This is a genomic window from Microbacterium sp. LWO14-1.2 (genome assembly GCF_038397715.1).
GTDB lineage: Bacteria > Actinomycetota > Actinomycetes > Actinomycetales > Microbacteriaceae > Microbacterium.
The window spans coordinates 835,780-856,994 of the sequence record NZ_CP151633.1 but is presented as its reverse complement, the minus strand read 5'-3'; the positions used below and the strand labels follow the sequence as shown (position 1 = coordinate 856,994).

17 protein-coding genes are annotated in these 21,215 nt (G+C 69.6%); 7 read left to right on the top strand and 10 right to left on the bottom strand.

Annotated features, from left to right (window positions below; translation table 11 throughout):
• Window positions 1-29: 29 nt before the first annotated feature.
• The 5 genes from MRBLWO14_RS04110 to MRBLWO14_RS04090 form a co-directional block, all read right to left on the bottom strand.
• Window positions 30-797, bottom strand: coding sequence for an SDR family oxidoreductase (locus MRBLWO14_RS04110; RefSeq protein WP_341935194.1), 768 nt, complete (start codon window positions 795-797; stop codon window positions 30-32).
• Window positions 798-876: 79 nt separating this feature from the next.
• The gene (locus MRBLWO14_RS04105; RefSeq protein ID WP_341935193.1) at window positions 877-1,578 is read right to left on the bottom strand and encodes a triose-phosphate isomerase; all 702 of its coding nucleotides are present in this window, start codon (window positions 1,576-1,578) and stop codon (window positions 877-879) included.
• Entirely contained in the window at window positions 1,575-2,438 is an 864-nt protein-coding gene (locus tag MRBLWO14_RS04100; RefSeq protein WP_341935192.1) for a sugar phosphate isomerase/epimerase family protein, read from the bottom strand. The genes MRBLWO14_RS04105 and MRBLWO14_RS04100 overlap by 4 nt, the downstream gene beginning before the upstream one ends.
• Window positions 2,435-3,886, bottom strand: a complete 1,452-nt coding sequence (locus tag MRBLWO14_RS04095; RefSeq protein WP_341935191.1) for an FGGY family carbohydrate kinase — start codon at window positions 3,884-3,886, stop codon at window positions 2,435-2,437. The genes MRBLWO14_RS04100 and MRBLWO14_RS04095 overlap by 4 nt, the downstream gene beginning before the upstream one ends.
• Before the next feature lies 1 nt (window position 3,887).
• Entirely contained in the window at window positions 3,888-4,385 is a 498-nt protein-coding gene (locus MRBLWO14_RS04090; RefSeq protein ID WP_341935190.1) for a YjbQ family protein, read from the bottom strand.
• A 118-nt stretch (window positions 4,386-4,503) separates the two neighbouring features.
• Between MRBLWO14_RS04090 and MRBLWO14_RS04085 the strand changes: the two genes are divergently transcribed.
• The 6 genes from MRBLWO14_RS04085 (at window position 4,504) to MRBLWO14_RS04060 (ending at window position 13,360) form a co-directional block, all read left to right on the top strand.
• Entirely contained in the window at window positions 4,504-5,412 is a 909-nt protein-coding gene (locus MRBLWO14_RS04085; protein ID WP_341935189.1) for a LysR family transcriptional regulator, read from the top strand.
• A gap of 118 nt (window positions 5,413-5,530) precedes the next feature.
• Complete coding sequence (locus tag MRBLWO14_RS04080) at window positions 5,531-7,081, top strand: amino acid permease (RefSeq protein ID WP_341935188.1); 1,551 nt, start codon at window positions 5,531-5,533, stop codon at window positions 7,079-7,081.
• Between the two features lie 152 nt (window positions 7,082-7,233).
• Entirely contained in the window at window positions 7,234-8,802 is a 1,569-nt protein-coding gene (locus MRBLWO14_RS04075) for an Ada metal-binding domain-containing protein (RefSeq protein WP_341935187.1), read from the top strand.
• Complete coding sequence (locus MRBLWO14_RS04070) at window positions 8,799-9,293, top strand: methylated-DNA--[protein]-cysteine S-methyltransferase (RefSeq protein WP_341935186.1); 495 nt, start codon at window positions 8,799-8,801, stop codon at window positions 9,291-9,293. The genes MRBLWO14_RS04075 and MRBLWO14_RS04070 overlap by 4 nt, the downstream gene beginning before the upstream one ends.
• A 321-nt stretch (window positions 9,294-9,614) precedes the next feature.
• A complete protein-coding gene (locus MRBLWO14_RS04065) occupies window positions 9,615-11,549 on the top strand; it encodes an ABC transporter ATP-binding protein (protein WP_341935185.1) in 1,935 nt (644 codons plus the stop codon).
• A complete protein-coding gene (locus tag MRBLWO14_RS04060) occupies window positions 11,546-13,360 on the top strand; it encodes an ABC transporter ATP-binding protein (RefSeq protein ID WP_341935184.1) in 1,815 nt (604 codons plus the stop codon). The genes MRBLWO14_RS04065 and MRBLWO14_RS04060 overlap by 4 nt, the downstream gene beginning before the upstream one ends.
• Window positions 13,361-13,480: 120 nt before the next feature.
• On the opposite strand, the gene MRBLWO14_RS04055 is transcribed toward MRBLWO14_RS04060, so the two are convergent.
• Window positions 13,481-14,329: a type IV toxin-antitoxin system AbiEi family antitoxin domain-containing protein gene (locus tag MRBLWO14_RS04055; protein ID WP_341935183.1), complete on the bottom strand. Its 849-nt coding sequence runs from the start codon at window positions 14,327-14,329 to the stop codon at window positions 13,481-13,483.
• 319 nt (window positions 14,330-14,648) lie between these two features.
• Between MRBLWO14_RS04055 and MRBLWO14_RS04050 the strand changes: the two genes are divergently transcribed.
• The gene (locus MRBLWO14_RS04050; protein ID WP_341935182.1) at window positions 14,649-15,452 is read left to right on the top strand and encodes a hypothetical protein; all 804 of its coding nucleotides are present in this window, start codon (window positions 14,649-14,651) and stop codon (window positions 15,450-15,452) included.
• Window positions 15,453-15,642: 190 nt separating this feature from the next.
• Here the strand turns inward: MRBLWO14_RS04050 and MRBLWO14_RS04045 are convergent, their stop codons facing one another.
• The 4 genes from MRBLWO14_RS04045 to MRBLWO14_RS04030 are packed head-to-tail and all read right to left on the bottom strand — an operon-like array spanning window position 15,643 to window position 21,183.
• Window positions 15,643-17,091: a GH1 family beta-glucosidase gene (locus MRBLWO14_RS04045; protein ID WP_341935181.1), complete on the bottom strand. Its 1,449-nt coding sequence runs from the start codon at window positions 17,089-17,091 to the stop codon at window positions 15,643-15,645.
• Window positions 17,088-19,319 (bottom strand): alpha-xylosidase, encoded by a 2,232-nt coding sequence (gene yicI, locus MRBLWO14_RS04040; RefSeq protein ID WP_341935180.1) that lies wholly within the window; start codon window positions 19,317-19,319, stop codon window positions 17,088-17,090. The genes MRBLWO14_RS04045 and yicI overlap by 4 nt, the downstream gene beginning before the upstream one ends.
• Window positions 19,319-20,206: a carbohydrate ABC transporter permease gene (locus MRBLWO14_RS04035; protein ID WP_341935179.1), complete on the bottom strand. Its 888-nt coding sequence runs from the start codon at window positions 20,204-20,206 to the stop codon at window positions 19,319-19,321. Before MRBLWO14_RS04035 ends, yicI begins: the two co-directional genes overlap by 1 nt.
• Window positions 20,206-21,183 carry a sugar ABC transporter permease gene (locus tag MRBLWO14_RS04030; RefSeq protein ID WP_341935178.1) on the bottom strand — a complete coding sequence of 326 codons (978 nt, stop codon included), beginning with the start codon at window positions 21,181-21,183 and terminating at the stop codon, window positions 20,206-20,208. The genes MRBLWO14_RS04035 and MRBLWO14_RS04030 overlap by 1 nt, the downstream gene beginning before the upstream one ends.
• Window positions 21,184-21,215 lie beyond the last annotated feature (32 nt).

Sequence of the window (21,215 nt, the reverse complement as noted above, 5' to 3'; positions counted from 1 at the left end):
CAGGAGGGGGTCTCGCGCTTCGGGAGGACTCAGACGGCCGTGTAGCCGCCGTCGATGACGATCTGCTGCGCCGTGAGGTAGCTCGACGCATCGGACGCGAGGAAGATGACGAGACCCGTGAGGTCTTCCGGGGTCGCCATGCGGCCCTGCGGGATGCGGGCGACCCAGTCGGCTTCGAGCTCGGGCTCCCGCTCGAGGATCTCCTTCGTGAGGTCGGTGAGCACGTAACCGGGCGCGATCGAGTTGACGCGGATGTCGGAGGCGGCCCACTCGACGGCGAGCGACTTCGCGAGATGCGCGACCGCGGCCTTGGACGAGTTGTACGACGCCGCCCACTGCGGCACGTTGACGATCTCGCCCGACATCGACGAGATGAGCACGGCGCTGCCCGGCACCCCCGCGCGCAGCAGCCCGCGTCCGAACGCCTGCGCCGAGAAGAACGTGCCGGTGAGGTTCACGTCGATGACCTTGCGCCAGTTGCGCGCCGACACGTCGATCGAGTCCTCGTTGATCTCGATTCCCGCCGCCGTCAGCAGCACCTGCGGCACGCCCAGCTCGGCGGCGATCTCGTCGAAGACGGCGTCGGTCGCGTCCTGGTCGGTGACGTCGAGACGCCGTCCGATCGCCCGCACGCCGAAGTCGCGCGCGATCGCCGCAGCCGATTCGTCGACGACGTCGAGCAGGTCGAGCAGGGCGATATCAGCCCCTTCGGCGGCCAGTGATCGCGCGACCGCGAGTCCGATGCCTCGTGCGCCGCCGGTGATGACGGCGGTCCTGCCCTTCAGGCTGGTGTCCATGATGATGCTCCTTGTCCGGTGTTTCCGAGGTGGTGGTCGTAGGTGATGGTCGTCAGTGAGATGCGGGAGTGATCGGTCGTCAGGCGGCGGCGCGCGCTGCGTCCCAGCCGGCTCGTGCCGAGCGGATGAACTCCGCAGCGGCGACGGCGGGGTCCGTCGACGAGAGGATGCCGCTCGTCGACCCGGTCGCGTCGGCGCCAGCCGCCATGATGCGCAGGGCGACCTCCGGTGTCGAGACGCCACCCGCGTGCATGGCCAGCACCCCGGGAGCGGCCTCGTGGATCGCCCGTGTCGACGGAGCGATCCAGTCGCGGGCGCCCGAACCGTCTGCGCCGATCAGCGACGGCGGCTCGAAGAGCACGGCAGAGGGGTGCCGGCCGGCGAAGCGGCGGGCCTCGGCATCCGTCCCCGCGCAGACGATCGTGGCCAGGCCGACATCGTCCGCGCGCCGCAGGGCGCGTTCCAGGGCGTCGTCGTCGAGCGGATCGGCGTCGTGGTTGAGCATGACGCCGGCGGCTCCGGCATCCTTCAGCGCCTCCGCGGTCACCCGGTTCATGGACGGGCCGAGCGGCTCGGAATCCATCCCCTGCGCGAAGACGAGCACGCCGCTGTCGAGCGCGACGATCGGCGCGATCATGGCGGTGGGCACGGTGAAGACGACGGCGATGCCGTGCGCGCGTCCCGCGCGGCCGGCGGCGACGGCGAGCTCTTCGAGCTGCGTGCGCCGCAGCAGGTTCTTCGGCCCGATCTCGAAGAACGGCGCGCTCAGCGCCGGGCTCATGAGCCGATCAGCTCACGGAGGAATGCGGCGGTGCGGGGCAGGGTGACGGCAGGGTCTCCGTTCGTCGAGCACTCCAGGTTCAGCGAGCCGGTGTAGCCGACGTCGCGCAGAGCGTCGATGATGCCCGGCCAGTCGAGGTGTCCATCGCCGGGCAGCAGCCGGTTGTTGTCGCCGAGGTGCACGTGCACGATGCGGTCTCCGGCGTCCCGCAGGGCCTGAACGGGGTCGGACTCCTCGATCGACATGTGGAAGAGGTCGGGAAGCAGGCCGGCGTTCGGGTGGTCGACGGCCTCGATGATCCGCAGGTTGTCCGACACGCGGTTGAGGTAGCCGCTCTCGTAGCGGTTGATGGGCTCCAGCAGCACGCGCGCATCCGTGCCGGCGACGAGGTCGAGCATCTCGACGTAGAACTCCACGAAGGCGTCGGTCTGCGCGGCGCTCAGCTGGCGGTGCACGTCGAAGAGCGGCAGCGGATCCTGCGCCCCGTACTCGAACTCGATCTCCATGACCGCGCCGATCTCGGCGCACACCGACGCGCTCTCGCGGTACATCGCGCGGCAGCGCTCGCGCAGGTCCGCGTCGTCGGACATCGCCGTGCCGTAGATGTCGTCGACGAGCACGAACTCGACGGGACGCACCCCGGTGCGCTGCTCGAGCTGCGCGACCTCGCGGCGCACGGCGGGGGTCCAGTCGGCGAAGGGCTGGAAGACGGCGATCGCGTCGTACCCCCACTCGCGCAGCAGGTCGGCCTTCTCGGTCAGGGTGCTCCCCGGCACCATCGGGGAGGAGCAGCAGAGGTTCATGGTGGTCGTTCCGTTCGTGTCGTCTGTCGTGTCGAGAGGAGGAGGGGATGCTGTCACTCGCCGTACAGGCGGTGCAGAGCGCCGGCGAACCGGTCGTAGCGTGCGGCCCTGTCGATCCCACCGGCCCGAGGCCGGTACCGGGTCGATCGGGGAGCGTTGAGGGCTGCGACGTCGTCGAGCGAGTCGATCCGGCCGGCAGCGCGTAGGGCCAGGGCGGCCGCGCCGCGGCACGTCGCCTCGAGCTCGTCCGGCACGATCACCTCGACGCCGCACACGTCGGACTTCAGCTGGGTGAGGTAGGCGGATGCCGCGCCGCCGCCGGTCGACACCAGCTCGCGTGCCGCGGGGTCGAGGTACTCGACGTTCCGCCGAACCAGGTGCGCGATGCCCTCTTCGACGGCATAGGCGAGATCGATGCGGTCGTGCGACAGGTCGAGGTCGACGAAGGCGCCCTTGGCGCGCGGGAGGAAATCGGGCGGACTGATGCCCGACAGATACGGGAGGAACAGGGGAGGGTCGGCGAGCACCCGGTCGGCGAGCGCGGTTTCGAGGTCGGCGTACGGCATCCCTCCGAGTGCCTGCGCGCGGAACCATTCCAGAGCGATTCCGCCCGTGTCGGAGGCGTTGAAGAGCACGGTGTCGCCGTCGGAGAGCCCGCGATGGAACGACACCCGGCGTGCGGGGTCGAAGCGCCAGTCGCGCTGCAGAGCGGAGACCGACAGCACCGTGCCGGCGGATTCGCTCACGCTGCCCTCGACATATGAGCCGGTGCCGGCCATCGCGCAGAAGTGGTCGAGAGCGCCGATGTTCACGCGGTAGCCGGCGGCGGGCGGGAGCAGTGCGGCGACCTCGTCGGTCACCCGGCCCACGTCCGTGCCGGCGGGCACGACCTCGGGGAGCATCGTGGACGCGATGCCGCAGTGCTCGACCATATCCGACCAGTACCGGCCAGCCCGCACGTCCCACAGATAGGTGAACCCGCGGGTCGTGACCTCGCCGATCGGCGTGCCGACGAGGCGTCTTACGAGGTCGTCCTTGATCATCGACACCGAGCGGGTGCGGCGCAGGCTCTCGGGCTCGTGGGCGAGGAGCCAGCGCAGCTTCGCGGCCGGCCACGTCGCCGACGCCGCCGGCTCGCCGGTCACGGCGAAGGCCTCGTCGACGCCGAAGCGCTGCTCGAGCTCGGCGGCTTCGGTCGTCGCGCGATCGTCGAGCCACGACATCCCCGCCCGCACCGCGTCGCCGCGGCCGTCGGTGAGGACCAGCGACTCCGCCTGTCCGGTGAGCGCGATCACGGCATCCTGCCCGCTCGTGTCGACCTCGCTCGCGCAGCGGCCGATGAGGTCGAGCACCGCGGAGAGGATCCGTCGCGGATCGAACTCGACGCGCACGCCGTCGCGGTCGTAGTCGACGGATGCCGCGGCCGTCGCGAGACGGCGCAGCTCCTCGTCGTACAGCACGACCTTGAGGTTCGTGGTGCCGAGATCGACCGCGTAGATCAGCACGTCAGTCTCCGATGAGCTGGAAGTGCACGGTGCGGGTTCGGGCCCTGACCGAGTCGAGGTCGCCGAAGTAGATGCGACCGAACTCGCCGAGCACGAGCTCGCCGTCGACGATCGGCATGCTCTCGGACCGACCGAGGATCGACGAGAGGATGTGCCCGTCGGTGTTCAGGCCCCACTCCGGCAGCTCGTCGCGGAGCGCGGCCGCGTTGCGGATGTGGACGGGGCCGGGATGCAGGTACTGACCCTCGTGTCGGGTCGGCGGCGCGATCTTCGCCAGCACGTTCAGGGTGTCCTGCAGCAGCAGCTGCGTGCCGTAGTACGTCGTGTCCTCCGACTCCTCCTGCAGCAGCACGCAGCACGAGGTGTGGGCGGAGTAGGCGACGGCGATGCCGTCGCGCACGCCGGAGGAGCGCACGAACTCCAGCATCCGTTCGGTCACGTCGAAGAACTCCTGACGTGCCGGGGTCTCGATCGTGAACGAGTGGTGGTGGGCGGTCATGGGAGGCTCCTGTCTCGACCGTGGTGATGTCGGCATCAGTCTGGGTCGGGGGAGCGGCCGGGCGGAAAGACCGAACGGCGATGGTCACATAACCTGCACCTATCAATAGGATGTCCGCATGCGATCGCTGCCCGACGTGAACCTGCGTGCCCTGCGCTATTTCGCGGTGCTGGGCGAGGAGCTCAACTACCGGCGCGCGTCGGAGCGGCTGTTCATCAGCCAGCCGGCCCTGTCGGCCGCGATCCAGAGCCTCGAGCGGATCATCGGCGACCGGCTGTTCGACCGGGACACGCGCTCGGTCACTCTCACGGCGACGGGCCGGGAATGGCTGCCGCACGTCGAGAAGGCTCTCGCGGAGGTCGACGCGGCGCTCGAGGCGGTCGTCACGCTCATCGACCACGCCCACGTGCGCCTCGGCTACCTGATCGGCACGGGGGCCGACCTGCTGTTCGAGCTGCTCGACGGCGTCGAGGAGGCGCTGCCCGGCGTGACGATCGAGACGATCGAGTTCGACTTCTCCGACCCCACGGCGGGCCTCGCCGGCGGGCAGACCGACATCGCGCTGCTGCGCCCTCCGGTCGACGTGCCCGACATCGCGATGGCGGTGGTGGCGGAGGAGACCTGGGTCGCGTGCCTGCCGCGCACGCACCGGCTCGCCGACCGGGACGAGCTCCGCATCGACGAGCTGCTCGACGAGCCGATCATCGTCGCCCCCAAGTCGGCCGGCCAGTGGCGGGACTTCTGGTTCGCCGCCGACGCCAGGGGAGGGAGGCCGCCGCAGATCGCCGCCGAGGCCGCGACCTACGAGGCCGAGGTCACGCTCGTCGCCCGAGGGGTGGGCATCAGCTTCACGACGTCGTCGATGGTGCGGTTGTACGACCGACCGGGGCTCCGATTCGTGCCGATCGTGGATCGCCCGATCAGCTACACGGCGGTGGCGTGGCGACCCGACCGCTTCACGACACCGGGACGCCGCCTCGTCGAGCACATGCTCGGGAACGCGCCGGCGGGTGAGAGGTCGGACTGATCGACGGAGGTTGTCGGGACATAAGAGTCTCGACCTTCCGCCGTCCGGGGCGCGCTCGCTTCACTGGGCAACAGCGAACGGTCACCCACGACCTCAGCAAGGACGCTAGGAGAGCCCCATGGTCGATTCCCGAACACCGCAGGACCCGCCGGTCACATCGCTGACACCGCCGCCGCGTCGATCGGACGAGGACGAGGACGCCCGCCTCGCCGAGTTCGGCTACTCGCAGAAGCTCGACCGGTCGGTCGGCCGCATCGCGTCGTTCGCGATCGGCTTCTCGACGATCAGCGCGACGACCGCCGTCTTCACCGGCTTCTCGGCCGGCTACCTCAACGCGGGCGCCCCGTTCATCTGGACGCTCTTCCTCGCCATCCCCGTGTTCCTCATCTGGACGCTGATCGCCGCGGACGTCGCAGGCAAGATCCCGCTCGCCGGGTACGCGTACCAGTGGACGAGCCGACTCAACGGGTCGACCTTCGGCTGGTTCACGGGCTTCTGCGCGCTGATCGGCTGGATCAGCGGCATGACGAGCCTCGGTTACATCTTCGCGGGGTATCTCGGCAGCGTGTTCGGGTGGGAGCTCGAACAGCGCGAACAGATCCTCATCGCGGTGGCCGTGGTCGTGGTGTGCGTGCTCATCAACGCCTACAAGGTGCGTCTTGCCACGTTCATCAACAACATCGGCGTCGGGCTCGAGCTGGTCGTCACCGTCGTCGTGACGCTCATCATCGCGCTCGTGCTCATCTTCGCGCCCGAGAACGCCCAGCCGTTCTCGTCGCTCTTCGTCGGCAAGAGCCCCGACGAGACCGTGCCGTACATCGTCGCCTGGTTCACCGCCGCGCTCGGGCCGTTCTTCGGTCTGGTGGGCGTCGAGGCCGTCGCCGATGTCGCCGAGGAGACGAAGGACGCCCGCCGTGTCATCCCGCGCACGATGTTCTACGCCTTCGCGGTCTCGTGCGTCATCGAGTTCGCCATGTATCTGGTCTACGTGCTGGCGATCAAGGACGCGGATGCCGTGGCCGGATCCAGCGCGCCGATCGAGGAGATCATCAGTCAGCAGCTCGGCCCCGTGGTCGCCCGGATCGTGATCGCGATCGCACTCACGAACATCCTCGTCTGCCTGCTGTCGAACGTGCTCGTCGGCACCCGCCTGCTCTACTCGCTGTCGCGCGACAACATGATGCCGTTCTCCCGGACGCTGCGGCACGTCGCGCCCAAGCGCAAGACGCCGTCGACCTCGGTCATCACCCTCGGCGTCGTGTCGGTGCTGCTGCTGCTGTCGGCGCTCGTCAGCCCGCAGGCGTTCAACTACTTCCTCGGGATCGCGACGCTGGCGTTCTTCACGACGTACCTGCTGCAGACCATCGGCCTGCTCATCGCGGCCGTGCGGGGACGCATGCCCGCGCCGGAGAAGGGCGCGTTCGATCTCGGGCGGGCCAGGATCCCGCTGCTCGTGATCGGCGTCGTCGTCTTCGCCGGGGTGGACCTCGCGCTCGTCTTCCTCCCGCCGTTCGCGGGCAACGCCTACGTCTTCGCCGGCATCATGGCGCTGGCCCTGGTCTGGTGGCTGCTGGTGCTGCGGCGTCGGCTGCGCAATGGCGAGGCCGGTCCTCGCTATGCGCAGGACCACCCGGACGAGGAGATCCGCGCCGTCTCCGACGCGGTCTGACGCTCTCGCCTCGACCCCGGCTCGCATCCGGACCCCGGCCCGCTGACGTCAGCGGGCCGGGGTCTTCGGTGTGTTCTGGGGCCTCGGCCGCCGTCCACAGCCGTGTCCGATTTCCGCCAGCCGATGTCGGAGGCGCGTGACAGAGTGGAGGCATGAGCTTCCCCGTGATCGACTTCGACGAGCGGTATCGCGCGATCAGCGCGCGCGACACCCGCTTCGACGGCCAGTTCGTCACGGCGGTGCGCACGACCGGAATCTACTGCCGACCGAGCTGTCCCGCCCGCACGCCGAAGCCGGCGAACGTCACGTTCTATCCGACCAGCGCGGCTGCCCACGAAGCGGGCTACCGTGCCTGCAAACGGTGTCTGCCGGAGGCAGCGCCCGGCTCGCCCGCGTGGAACGTGCGCAGCGATGTCGCCGCGCGGGCCATGCGCCTGATCTCCTCCGGAGTCGTCGAGCGCGAGGGTGTCTCGGGCCTCGCGCAGCGCCTCGGGTACTCGACCAGGCACCTCACGCGTCTGCTGTCGGCCGAGCTCGGCGCCGGGCCGCTTGCACTGGCCAGAGCGCATCGGGCTCATACCGCGCGCATGCTGCTCGTCGGCACCAGCCTGCCGGTGTCCGACGTCGCGTTCTCGGCGGGCTTCGCGAGCATCCGACAGTGCAACGACACGATCCGCGAGGTCTTCGGTCTGACACCGGGCGAGCTGCGTGCTCGGCGGCGGGGGAGCATCACCGCCGCGCCGGGGTCCATCGACCTGATCCTGCCGTATCGCGGTCCGCTGGACTCGTCGGGCATCTTCGAATGGATGGCGGCTCGCGCGATCCCCGGTGCGGAGGAGGCAGGGGAGTCCTCGTTCTCCCGGCACCTGCGGATGGTCGGCGGACCGGCCTGGTTCGAGGTGCATCGGGATGCCGATGAGCGGCTGCACCTGCGCACGCGCGTCACCCAGCTGGGAGACCTCGCACCGCTCGTCTCGACGGCCCGGCGCCTCTTCGACCTGGACGCCGATCCGCTCGCGATCGACGAGGCGCTGAGCGCGCACCCCGAACTCGCCCCTCTCGTGGCGCGCACGCCGGGGATCCGGGTGCCCGGCTCCGCCGACCCGCACGAGATGCTGATCAGGGCGATGGTGGGGCAGCAGATCACGGTGGTCGCCGCGCGCACGGCGCTGACCGCGCTGACCGAGGCGCTGGGCGAGCGCATCGAGGGCGGCATCCTGTTCCCGACCATGGCGGCGATCGCCGAGCATGGCGCCGACGTGCTGCGCGGGCCCGCCGCACGCATCAGATCGATCGTGGGAGCGGCCGAGGCTCTCGCCGACGGATCGCTGCAGCTCACGGTCGGCGACGATGCCGGCGAGCAGCGCGCGGCGCTGCTCGCGATGCCCGGCATCGGGCCGTGGACGGCCGACTACGTACGGATGCGGGTGCTCGGCGACCCCGACGTGATGCTTCCCGGCGACGTCGCGCTGCGTGCCGGTGCAGCCGCCGCGGGACTGCCCGCCGAACCCCGCCCGCTCGTGGCGTGGGCGGAGCGCGTCGCGCCCTGGCGCAGCTACCTCAGCGCACACCTGTGGCGCGCAGCCCCGGTGCGCCCCCAGCGCGTGCGTGTCCCAGCCGTGCCGTCTGTCCCAGCTGCGTCACCTTCCTCGAACACGCCGCCTCCCGCGAGCCTCCCGCGCTCTGCGAGCGTCCCGTCCCCTGTAAAGGAGTCCTCATGACCGCCCTCATCCAGACCATCGACACTCCCGACGGGCCGTTCACGATCCTCGCCGACGAGCAGCAGCGCGTGCTCGCTTCCGGCTGGACCGCGGATCGCGAGGCCACCTTCTTCCGCCTCCCGGCCGCGCACCGCCCCGTCGACGTGCGAGACGGCGAGACGGATGCCGCAGCGGCCGCGCACGCGTACTACGCCGGCGACGTGACGGCGATCGACGCCGTGGCGGTGTCGCAGCACGGGACCGCGCTGCAGCAGCTCGGGTGGGCGGCACTGCGGGCGATCGCCCCGGGGGAGCCGCTGACGTACACGTCGTTCGCCGCTCGTCTCGGCAATCCCCAGGCCGTGCGGGCCGCCGCCTCGATCTGCGCCAGGAACGCTCCGGCGCTGTTCGTGCCGTGCCACCGCGTCCTGCGCACCGATGGAACCCTCGGCGGATTCGCCTGGGGTCTGCCCGTGAAGCAGAGCCTGCTCGCCCGCGAGGCCGCCGTCTGACCGGCTCCCGCGCGAGAGGAGAGGCGCCGACCTCTTTCTGCGGATCGGGAATCTCTCTTGCGCTCAGCTGGTTCTCAGGAATAGGCTGGTGGGCTGTCGCGCCGACCGGACGACACCGCCGAGCCCCTGAGGAGGACATCATGACATCGATCGTCACTGCGCCGATCGCCGCTCACGGCTCGACCCCGGCGCGTCCGCTCCGCTAGAGCCCACTCGGAGCCGCATCGCGACTCCATCGCTTCGGACGCCGGACTCCGAGAGTCTTCTCCGCGCCCGCCCCCGTTCAGTAACCGCTTTCCATACGAAACTCGTCTGAGAGACATGTCTTCCTCGCCTTCATCGTCGAACAGCTCACCGTCGTCATCCCTCTCCACACCGGCAGCCCTGTGGCGGCTCAAGCCGTTCGTGAAGCCCGTCCTCTGGCGGCTCGCGGGCGGCGCCCTCAGCGCGCTCGCCGCCGCCGTCATCGCCCTGATGATCCCGATCGTTCTCGAGCAGATCATCCGCGGGCCGGTGCAGACCGGAGCCATCGACGCCATCGTCTGGGGTGCGCTCGCCGTGTTCGGCCTCGCCCTCGGCGAGGCGCTCATGGTGTGGCTGCGCCGCCAGTTCGTGCTCAATCCCGCCACGCAGGTCGAGTACAAGATGCGCACCGAGCTGTACTCGCGGCTGCAGACGCTGCCCGTCGCGTTCCACGACCGCTGGCAGTCGGGTCAGCTCCTGAGCCGCATGATGCAGGACATCGGCCTGATCCGCCGCTGGCTCGCGTTCGGTCTCGTGCTGCTCGTCGTCAACGTCCTGACCATCATCATCGGCGCCGTGCTGCTCTTCCGCTGGCACTGGCTGCTGGGCACGATCTTCATCGTCACGGCCATCCCACTCTGGATCCGCGGCTACCTGTTCGAGAAGCGCTACGGCGCCCTCACCCGGCGCAGCCAGGACCAGGCCGGCGACCTCGCCACCAGCGTCGAGGAGAGCGTGCACGGCATCCGCGTGCTCAAGGCGTTCGGGCGCGGCAAGCACGCCCTCCGTCGGTTCAGCCGCCAGGCCGAGACGCTGCGCGAGACCGAGATGAGCAAGGCCGGAGCGATCTCGTCGATCTGGTTCTGGCTCGACCTCATGCCGCAGATCGCGTTCGGTCTGAGCCTCATGTCGGGCATCTGGCTGATCTCGCAGGGCGCCATCGAGCTGCCCGAGCTGTTCGCGTTCTTCGCCATGGCGACCGTGCTGCGGTGGCCCATCGAGTCGATCGGGTTCCTGTTCTCGTTCATGCTCGACGCGCGCACGGCGACGGACCGCGTGTTCGACATCTACGCCGAGATCAACACGATCACCGATCCCGAGAACCCGGTGCACATCGAGAACCCGCGCGGCGAGCTCGCCTTCGACGGTGCGCACTTCCGCTACCAAGACGCAGGGGCGCACGAGCGCGACCTGCTCGACGGCATCGACCTCGTGCTCCGGCCGGGCGAGACCATGGCGCTCGTCGGCCTGACCGGCAGCGGCAAGACGACCCTCACGACCCTCCCGACGCGTCTGTACGACGTGACAGGCGGCCGCGTGACCCTCGACGGCGTCGATGTGCGCGACCTGCCGCTCGCGGAGCTGCGTCAGCACATCGCGATGGCCTTCGAGGATGCCACGCTGTTCTCGGCATCCGTGCGGGAGAACGTTCTGCTCGGTCGCGCCGACCTCGACGTGCACAGCGACGAGGCCGAGCGGGTGCTGCGCGAAGCGCTCGAGGTCGCACAGGCGTCGTTCGTCGACACGCTCCCCGAGGGCGTCGAGACGATCATCGGCGAGGAGGGGCTGAGCCTGTCCGGTGGGCAGCGTCAGCGACTCGCCCTCGCCCGTGCCGTCGCCGCGAAGCCCAAGGTCCTCGTGCTCGACGACCCGCTGTCGGCGCTCGACGTCGACACCGAAGCACTCGTCGAAGAGGCGCTGCGCCACGTACTGGCCGACACGACGGCGCTGATCGTCGCGCACCGTCCCTCGACGGTGGCGCTCGCCGACCGGGTCGCCCTGCTCGAGGCAGGGCGCGTCACGGCGGTCGGCACGCACTCCGAGCTGCTGAAGTCGAGCAGTCACTACCGGCACGTCATCTCGAGCCTCGAGGCCGAGGAGGCCGCGCGCACCGGCGCGATCCCGATCATCCGCGACGAGCAGGACGAGATCGAGGATGCCGTGCGCGAGGGCATCCGCGAGGAGACCCCCGACGACGAAGACCTGTTCACCGAGAAGGAGGTGCAGCGATGAGCTCCGCGATCACCGGAACCCAGGACGAGGACCGCTCCCGCTACACACGCGAGGAGAGCAGGGCGATCCGCCGCAGATCGCTGCGCCTGCTCGGGTCGCTCGTGCGCCCGCTGAAGCCGCAGATCGTGCTCGCCGCGGTCGTGCTCGTGATCTCCACCGCGCTGCAGGTGTCGGGACCCATCCTGATCAGCATCGGCCTGGACCGCGCCCTGCCCGCCGTGATCGAGCGCGCCGACTGGATGCCGACGTTCATGATCGGCGGCGTCTACCTGCTCGCGGGTGCCGTCGCCGCGGCCATGATCGCCTGGTACGTGATCATCGCGGCGAAGCTGACCCAGGCGGTGCTGCTCGACCTCCGCAAGCGGATCTTCCTGCACACCCAGCGTCTCAGCCTCGAGTTCCACGAGTCGTACACGTCCGGGCGCATCATCTCGCGGCAGACGAGCGACCTGGACTCGATCCGCGAGCTGCTCGACGGCGGTCTCAACGAGCTCGTCTCCGGAGTCCTGTTCGGCCTGTTCACGTTCATCGCCCTGTGCGTGTGGGACTGGCAGTCGGGACTGATCCTCGCTATCGGCGGTATCCCGCTGTTCTTCCTGATGCGGTGGTTCTACTCGCGATCGCAGCTCGTGTACCGGGAGTCGCGCGTCATCAGCGCGAAGGTCATCGTGCAGTTCGTCGAGACCATGACGGGCATCCGCGCGGTCAAGGCGTTCCGGAAGGAACGCCGCAACGACGACTCGTTCCAGCAGATCGCCGGTGAGTACCGAGACGTCAACCGTCGCTCGATGCTGCTGTTCGGCACCTTCGAGCCCGGGCTCATGGGCGTCGCGGCGCTCGTGCTCGGCATCGTCGTGCTGTGGGGCGGCATCCGGGTGTCGGCCGACGCGCTCACCGTCGGCGTGCTGCTGTCGGCAGTGCTGTACGTGCGCAACTTCTTCGCGCCCATGCAGGAGATCGCGATGTTCCTCAACTCGTACCAGTCGGCGACGGCTGCACTCGAGAAGGTGTCGGGCGTCCTCGAAGAGGTGCCGACGGTGCCCGACCCCGAGAAGCCGGTCGACCTGTGGGAGTCACGCGGACACGTGCGGTTCGACGAGGTCACCTTCGGGTACAACGGCGAGAAGACGATCCTGCCGAACTTCACCCTCGACATCCCCGCGGGGCAGACCATCGCGCTCGTCGGCACGACGGGTGCGGGCAAGTCGACGCTGGCCAAGCTGATCTCGCGGTTCTACGATCCGTCGCTCGGCACGGTCACGCTCGACGGCGTCGACCTGCGCGACCTGCACCCGAAGGATCTGCGGCGTGCGATCGTCATGGTCACGCAGGAGGCGTACCTCTTCAGCGGGACGGTGGCCGACAACATCGCGCTGGGCAAGCCCGACGCATCGCTCGACGAGATCCGTGCCGCGGCCCGTGCGGTCGGCGCCGACGAGTTCATCTCGTCGCTGCCCGACGGCTACAACACCGACGTGAACAAGCGCGGCGGTCGGGTGTCGGCGGGACAGCGGCAGCTCATCTCGTTCGCGCGCGCGTTCCTCGCCGACCCCTCGGTGCTGATCCTCGACGAGGCGACGGCGTCGCTCGACATCCCGTCGGAGCGTCTGATCCAGGATGCCCTGCAGACGCTGCTCAAGGACCGCACGGCCATCATCATCGCGCACCGCCTGTCGACGGTCGCGATCGCCGATCGGGTGCTGGTCATGGAGCACGGCCGCATCATCGAGGATGACAGCCCCGACGCGCTCATCGGCGGCACGGGCAAGTTCGCGCAGCTGCACGCGGCCTGGCAGGAGACCCTCGTCTAGCTCGCAGAGTGCGCGCACGCCCTCGGGTGCGCGCAACTTCTGCGGCCCTTGTCGCCTTCTGCGGCCGCGACCCTGCGTCGTGGCCGCAGAAGTCGCTCATGGCCGCAGAACATGCTCCTGTCAGGTGCGACGTCCGGGCGGCAGGTGCAGGCCGCGCGCGATGGCGGCCTGCAGAGTGCGCTCCACCTTCGGCCAGTCGTGCACGATCTGGCCGAAGGTGAACCGCAGCACCGTGTAGCCGCGGAGTCTCAGTTCCGCATCGTGGGCGACGTCGGAACCACGCTGCGCCGACGACGAGTGGTGCGCGTACCCGTCGATCTGGATCACCAGGTGCGAGCCGATCACGATGTCCACTCGTCTTCCTGCCAGCCGCACTTGCTGCCGCACCGGTACGCCCCACCCGCTGAGTCGCACGACGACGATGGTCTCGAGACCGGAATCGGACAACCCGACGACCTCGTCGGCGAGACCGCGCGAGCGCTGGTCGCGCCACCGCACGAGCCGGAGGGCCTCGACGTCGAGGCCCTCCACACGGATCGCCGACTCCCAGATCACCCGAGCCTCTTCGTGGGAGCAGCACACCGCGATATGCGCCAACGCGTCTTCGACGGAGGCCGTGAGTTCTCGGGCGCCGCGATCGATGAGCGGCGCGCCCCAGTGCAGCCTCGCATCGTCGCGATGCCGATGCGCGTTCGCACCGACCTGGAGGTGCAGTCCGGCATCCACGCGATCGGGCATCCACCATCCGCGGCGCCGGGCGAGCGAGACGCAGGTCAGCCGGCCGGATGCGGCGGCGGCCGCGGTGAGGTCGTCGGGCGCGGAATCGAGCGCCACCCATTGCGCTCGTATGCGCCGCACATCACCCGCCCGGATCGCCGCCCGCACGTGGCGAGGCGAGAAGCCGTGCGCTGCGGCATCCGATCGGTGAGCGATACCGCCGTGCGCGGCGAGCCATGCGGTCAGGTCCATCGACCAAGGATGCGGCGTCGATGCCCCCGGGAATGCCGCCCGCAACCCGATCGGGGGAGAATCGGGCGCTGGCCCGCGGTGTGCAGAAGGGATGAGCGCGTCACCTTCTGCGGCCACGGCGAACTTCTGCGGCCACAGGCCTCCGTGATGGCCGCACAAGGTGGCAAAGGCCGCAGAAGTTGCGGGGCAGGAGGGCAGGGGCAGGAGGGCACGGGCAGGGGCAGGAGGGGAGGGGCAGGGGCAGGAGGTTAGGGGCAGGGGCAGGAAGGGCAGGGGGCAGGCGGGGGACAGAGTCGTGGGCACTGGGTAGCATCGAAGCATGGATCCGCTGCTGCTCATCGAGTGGTGGTGGATCGCGCCCGTCGCGGCCGGAGGAGTCGCCGCGGGAGGCATCGGGATGCGGAGGCGGAGCATGAAGAGCGGACGCCGGCTCGCGGTCGACGCCGCGCGGCACGACCTCAGACAGGCGCAGCAGCTCGCGACCGAACGTCGCATGGCCGCCCGACTGGCCAGGGCCGAGTACGCGCGCGTCTCGGCCGAGCGCAGCGCGCGGCGGGCGACGCCCGAGCAGGTCGCCGGAGCCAAACGGATGCTGCGCGAGAAGGAGAACGACGCGAAGGCCGCTGCGGCCGACGTCCGAGCCAAGCAGGTGCGGCTCAGCGCTGCGCGGGCGGCGTTGCCCGCGGCATCCGCTCCTCGACCGCTCGAGCGGCTGCAGGCCGAGCACGAGGCGATCACCGCGCGGTGGATGCGGTACGAGACGGATGCGTCGCTGCAGATCGCCTATCCGGCGATGACCGACGTCAAGCAGCCCGAGACGGCGGCCTACCTGCGGGCGGCGGGCGCCGCGGTCGACGCGCGCCGCGCTGCGGGCGGGAAGGTCACGACGCCGGCGGAGTTCGCCGCCTATCGCGACGCGGTCGCCGATCTGGAGCGGGCGTTCGAGGCGGCGGAGCACGCGGCGCGGGTGCAGGCCGGGGAAGCCCCTGCGGCGCCGACCTGGCAGGATGCCGCGCAGGACATGATCTCGCGGTCGGCGGAGGCCTTCGACCGTGCGGCCGGAGCCGCCGCCTCCGCGTTCGCCGCGTGGAACGACCGGAAGCAGCGGCCCGACAAGCGCTAGTCGAGGCGCTCACGCGGTGGGGGACGCGCTCACCGCCGCGCTCGCGCTCACGCGCTCACGCGGTGGGGGACGCGCTCACCGCCGCGCTCGCGCTCACGCGCTCACGCGCTCACGCGCTCACGCGGTGGGGGCCCGCTCACCGCCGCCCTCGCGCTCACGCGCTCACGCCACGTGCCCTCGCGGGCTCACCTCACTCCCGGATGATTCGCGACCGTACGAGTTCGCGGTACCAGTGTCCCGAGTCCTTCACGGTGCGTTCGAGCGTGTCGAAGTCGACGCGCACGATGCCGAATCGCTTGGCGTAGCCGTAGCCCCACTCGAAGTTGTCGAGGAGCGACCACACGAAGTAGCCGCGCAGGTCGACGCCTCGCTGCAGGGCTCGGTGCGCGGCCGTGAAGTGCCTCCGCAGATAGTCGGTGCGCTCGGGGTCGGGGACGCTGCCGTCGTCGGCGACCTCGTCGTCGAACGCCGCGCCGTTCTCGGTGACCATGAGCGCCTGCTCGGGGAACTGCTGCGAGAGTGAGACGAGGAGCTCTTCGAGACCCTCCGGTGCGATGTTCCAGCCCATGGCCGTGTACGGGCCCGGCTGCTCGACGAATTCGACGAGCTGGTCGCTGCCTGGCCAGGCGGTGCCTCCCTCGGCGCCCTTGTGGCCGTCGTTCTGCTGCTTCTCCGACACACCGTCCCAGAGTCGCACGGTGGCGGTGGAGTAGTAGTTGACGCCCAGCACGTCGATCGGCTGGTGCACGGTCGCCAGGTCGCCGTCTCGGACGAACGACCAGTCGGTCACGGAGGCCGTGTCCGCGAGCAGGTCGGAGGGGTATTCGCCGCGCAGCATCGGACCGGTGAATGCGCGGTTCGCGAGCGCGTCGATCCGTCGCATCGCCTCGGCCGCCCCGTCGCCCTGTCCGCGCAGCACATGGAAGTTCAGCGTCACGGAGTAGTCGGGGTCGCCCGTCGAGGTGGCGCGGAGCGCCTGCAGCGCTCGACCGTGGGCGAGGTTGAGGTGGTGCACGGCGGCGAGAGCGGATGCCGGTTCGTGGCGCCCTGGCGCATGACCGCCCTGCCCGTATCCGAGGTAGGCGGAGCACCATGGCTCGTTGAGCGTGGTCCAGGTGTCGACGCGGTCGCCGAGCGCTGCGCCCATGACCTCGGCGTACCGTTCGAACGCGTCCGTCGTCTCGCGGGCGGTCCAGCCGCCGGCGTCTTCCAGGTACTGGGGGAGGTCCCAGTGGTAGAGCGTCGCCACCGGGCGGATGCCGCGGTCGCGCAGACCGTCGACGAGGCGCGAGTAGAAGTCGATGCCCGCCTGGTTCACGGCACCCGAGGCCGTGGGCACGATGCGCGGCCAGGCGATCGAGAACCGGTACGCCTGCAGCCCGAGGTCGGCCATGAGGTCGAGGTCCTGCTCGACGCGGTGGTAGTGGTCGCAGGCGACGTCGCCGGTGTCGCCGTTCCACACCTTGCCCGGCGTGCGGCTGAACGTGTCCCAGATCGAGGGGGTGCGGCCGTCCTCGGCTGCTGCCCCCTCGATCTGGTACGAGGCGGTCGCCGAGCCGAACACGAAACCCTCGGGCAGCACGAGGCCGCTGCCGCGGTAGTCGCCCGCCGGCCCGAGCCCCCTCGTGTCGTGGCTCATCGCGTCACCTGGCCGAGGTCGACGTCGTACGTTCTGCGGTCGCCGTCGGGGGCGGTCACGGTCACCGCGACGATCCCTTCGCCGCCGGGGAACACCCGCACCTCGAGACCCTCGTGGTAGTCGTAGTCAGGGCGATCGGTGCGCGCGCCCCACGGCAGAGCGGTGCCGGGGCGGACGTACAGGGGCAGCGAGTCGAAGTCGTGGGTCTCGCGACGCCATCCGCCCCCCGTGACCGTCTCGCCCGTGAGCAGCGACGTCCATTCGCCGTCGGGCAGATAGAACTCCACCGACCCGTCGGCCGAGAACACCGGAGCGACGAGCAGGTTCGACCCGAGCATGTACTGGCGGTCGAGGTACCCGACCGCTGGGTCCTCGGGGAACTCCAGCTGCAGGGGCCGCATCAGGGGGATGCCGGTCGCGGCAGCATCCAGTCCCTGCTGGTACAGGTACGGCATGAGCCGCATCTTCAGGTGGGTGAACCGGCGGGTCACGTCGACGGCCTCGTCGTCGAACGCCCACGGCACGCGGTACGAGCTCGACCCGTGGAAGCGCGAGTGCGAGCCCAGCAGACCGAAGGCCGTCCAGCGCTTGAACACCCCGGCGTCCGGCGTGCCCTCGAAGCCGCCGATGTCGTGGCTCCAGAAAGCGAAGCCGCTGAGGGCGAGGGAGAGCCCGCCGCGCAGCGTCTCCGCCATCGACGCGTACGTCGACGTGGAGTCGCCGCCCCAGTGCACCGGCATGCTCTGGCCGCCCGCCGTCGCGGAACGGGCGAAGAGCACGGCGTCGTCGGCGCCCCGTGCCTCGGTCAGCACGTCGTGCACGGCCCGGTTGTACAGGTCGGTGTAGAGGTTGTGCATGCGGAGGGGGTCGGAGCCGTCGGCCCAGACGACCTCGGTGGGGATGCGCTCGCCGAAGTCGGTCTTGAAGCAGTCGACGCCCTGCTCGACGAGACGGCGCAGGTGCGCCTGGTACCAGGCGGTCGCCTCGGGGTTCGTGAAGTCGACGAGTCCCATGCCGGCCTGCCACAGGTCCCACTGCCACACCGAGCCGTCGGGGCGGCGCACGAGGAAGCCCTGGTCGGCCGCCTCGCGGAACAGGGGGGAGCGCTGACCGATGTACGGGTTGATCCACACGCAGACGCGCAGGTCCTTCTCGTGCAGGCGCGCGAGCATCCCGTCGGGGTCGGGGAACACGCGGGGATCCCACTCGAAGTCGCACCAGTTGAACTCGCGCATCCAGAAGCAGTCGAAGTGGAACACCGACACTGGCAGTTCACGTGCCGCCATCTCGTCGATGAACGACGTGACCGTCTGCTCGTCGTAGTCGGTGGTGAAGCTCGTCGACAGCCACAGGCCGTACGACCAGGCGGGCACGACGGGCGGGCGGCCCGTGAGCGCGGTGTAGCGGCCGAGCACGTCCTTCGGGGTGGGGCCGGCGATGACGAAGTACTCCAGCACCTCGCCGGAGACCGAGAACTGCACGCGCTCGACCGCCTCGGAGCCGATCTCGTACGAGACGTGGCCCGGATCGTTCACGAGCACGCCGTAGCCCCGGTTCGACAGGTGGAACGGGATGCTCTTGTAGGCCTGCTCGCTGGACGTGCCGCCGTCGGCGTTCCAGATGTCGACCGACTGGCCGTTCTTGACGAGTGGGCCGAAGCGCTCGCCGAGTCCGTACACCAGTTCACCGACGCCGAGGTCGAGCTGCTCGTGCACGAATGCCGTCGCGGTCGCAGGAGACCCGCCCTGACGGGCGTTGTCGACGATGCCCGCGTCGACCTGCGCGTCGGGGGCGAGGCGCACGTAGCCCTGGGCCTTGTGGCCGCTGCCCGTGACGCGCCGTCCGTCGATCTCGAAGGAGAGGTCCCACGGCGCCCCCGGTGCGATGCGCGCGACGAGCGCACCGGCATCCAGGGACCCGCCGGCGTCGCCGAGCGACACCCGAGCCGAGCCCGTACCGGCGCCCGTGAGCGCGAAGCCGCCGTGCCACTGCGCGCCCTCGTGGTGGGCGATGCGCACGCGGACGACTCCTTCCGCGGGGGAGGAGAGCGTCGTCGTGAGCACCGGGCGGTTGAGCGTGTCGCCTCGCTTGGCGATCACCATGGTCGGCGCGGTGACGACGATGCCCGGACCGTCGGGGGTGGAGGTCTCGGCGATGTCGTAGGCCTCCTGCGCGTAGAGCGCCGTGACGCCCGGACGCAGCTGCCAGAACCCGTCGGTGAACTTCATTACTTGACTGCTCCTGCCGTGATGCCGCGTGTCAGCGTGCGCTGGAAGATGAGGAAGAAGATGAGCGTGGGGATGATGCCCAGCAGGGCCGACGCGCTCGTGGTGGTGACGTCCATCAACCGGTCGCCCTGCAGCACGCTGATCGCGACCGGGACGGTCTGGTTGGCGTTCGAGGCGAGGAACGTCAGGGGGATGAGGAACTCGTTCCACGTCCAGATGAAGAAGAAGATGAGCAGCACCGACAGCGTCGGGCGGCTGATCGGGAACACGACGCGCCAGAGGATCTGCCAGCGGTTGGCTCCGTCGAGGGACGCGGCTTCGAGCACCTCCTTGGGGAACGTGCCGTAGACCGACGAGAGCAGGTAGGTGCCGAACGCCGCCTGGATCACTGTGAACACGATGATGACCGACCACACGTTGTCGTAGAGCCCGACGGACTTGAACATGTAGTAGAGCGGGTAGAGCAGCGCCTCCTGGGGCAGCAGGTTCGCGAGCAGGAAGAGCAGCACGATCCAGGAGCGACCGCGCACGCGTCCGATGCCGATCGCGAAGGCGTTCAGCATCGAGATCACGACTGCCAGCACGGCGACGATGCCCGAGATGAAGATCGAGTTCCAGACCTTCTCGGGGAAGTTCACCCGCTCCCAGAACTTGATGATCCCGCCGAAGTCGAGGCTCTCGGGGAACGCGAGGGGGCCGGAGGTCGCGTAGTCGACCGGTGACTTGAACGAGTTCACGAGCACGAGGTAGAACGGCGCGATCACGAGCAGCGCACCGATCACGATGAGCGCGAGCAGCAGCCAGTCGACCGGGCGCTTCTTCGTCATGCCGCCGCGGGGACGGGTCTTGGTCGGTTTGCCGGTGACGATGGCGGTGGTGGCGTGCATCACAGACCCGCCCTTTCCTTGCGCTCGAGCGAGTTCTGCACCCGGATGAAGATGATCGACACGATGACCACGACGATGGTGAGCACGGTCGCGATGGTCGCGCCGTATCCGACGTTCCGCTTGGTGAAGAACTCCTGGTACGCGTAGTACGCGGGCACGAGAGTCGAACCGGCCGGTCCGCCGCGCGTGATGATGTAGACCGGGCCGAAGACCTTGAGCGCGGCGATCGTGCAGGTGAGCGTCACGACGAAGATCTCGGGACGGATGATGCTCATGGTGATGGCGGAGAAGCGCTGGAACCAGTTCGCGCCGTCGAGCTCTGCCGCTTCGTACAGCTCGGGGTCGACGCGCTGCAGCGCGGCCATGAACACCACCACGGGGTAGCCGAGCTGCACCCAGACCATGACGACCATGAGCACGATCAGCGCGGAGGGCATCTGGCCGAGCCAGTCGTAGGACGGGATGCCGAAGGCGCCGAGGATCTGGTTGAGGGCGCCGTCGCCGCCCGGCCGCACGATCCATCCGATGACGATGCCGGCGACCGCGATGGGCAGGATCTGCGGGAGGTAGTACGTCGCGCGGAGGAAGCTGCCGACCTTGCCGCCGAACTTGCGTCCGACGACGTCGAAGAGCAGGGCGGCCACGACCAGTCCGACGATCGTCGGGACGACCACCATCGCGATGATCATCCACACGGAGTTCCCGAACGAGGTCCAGAAGTCGCTGTCTGTGAGGATCTTCTGCCAGTTCTCGAGTCCGATGAACTCCGGCGTGCGCACGCCCTTCCACTTCGTGAAGGTGAGGTACACGTTCCAGATCAGCGGCACGATGACGACGACCAGCAGCAGGACGAAGCCGGGCAGCAGGTACATCCAGTACGCGCCGGTGCCGCCGCGGCGCTGCGGGATCGACGGCTGTTCGGGCGGCAGCTTGGTGCGGCCCTTGCTCGTGCGGGGTTCGCGCGTGGCGAGTGTCATGTTCTTCTCCAGGAGGATGCGGAGGGCGACGC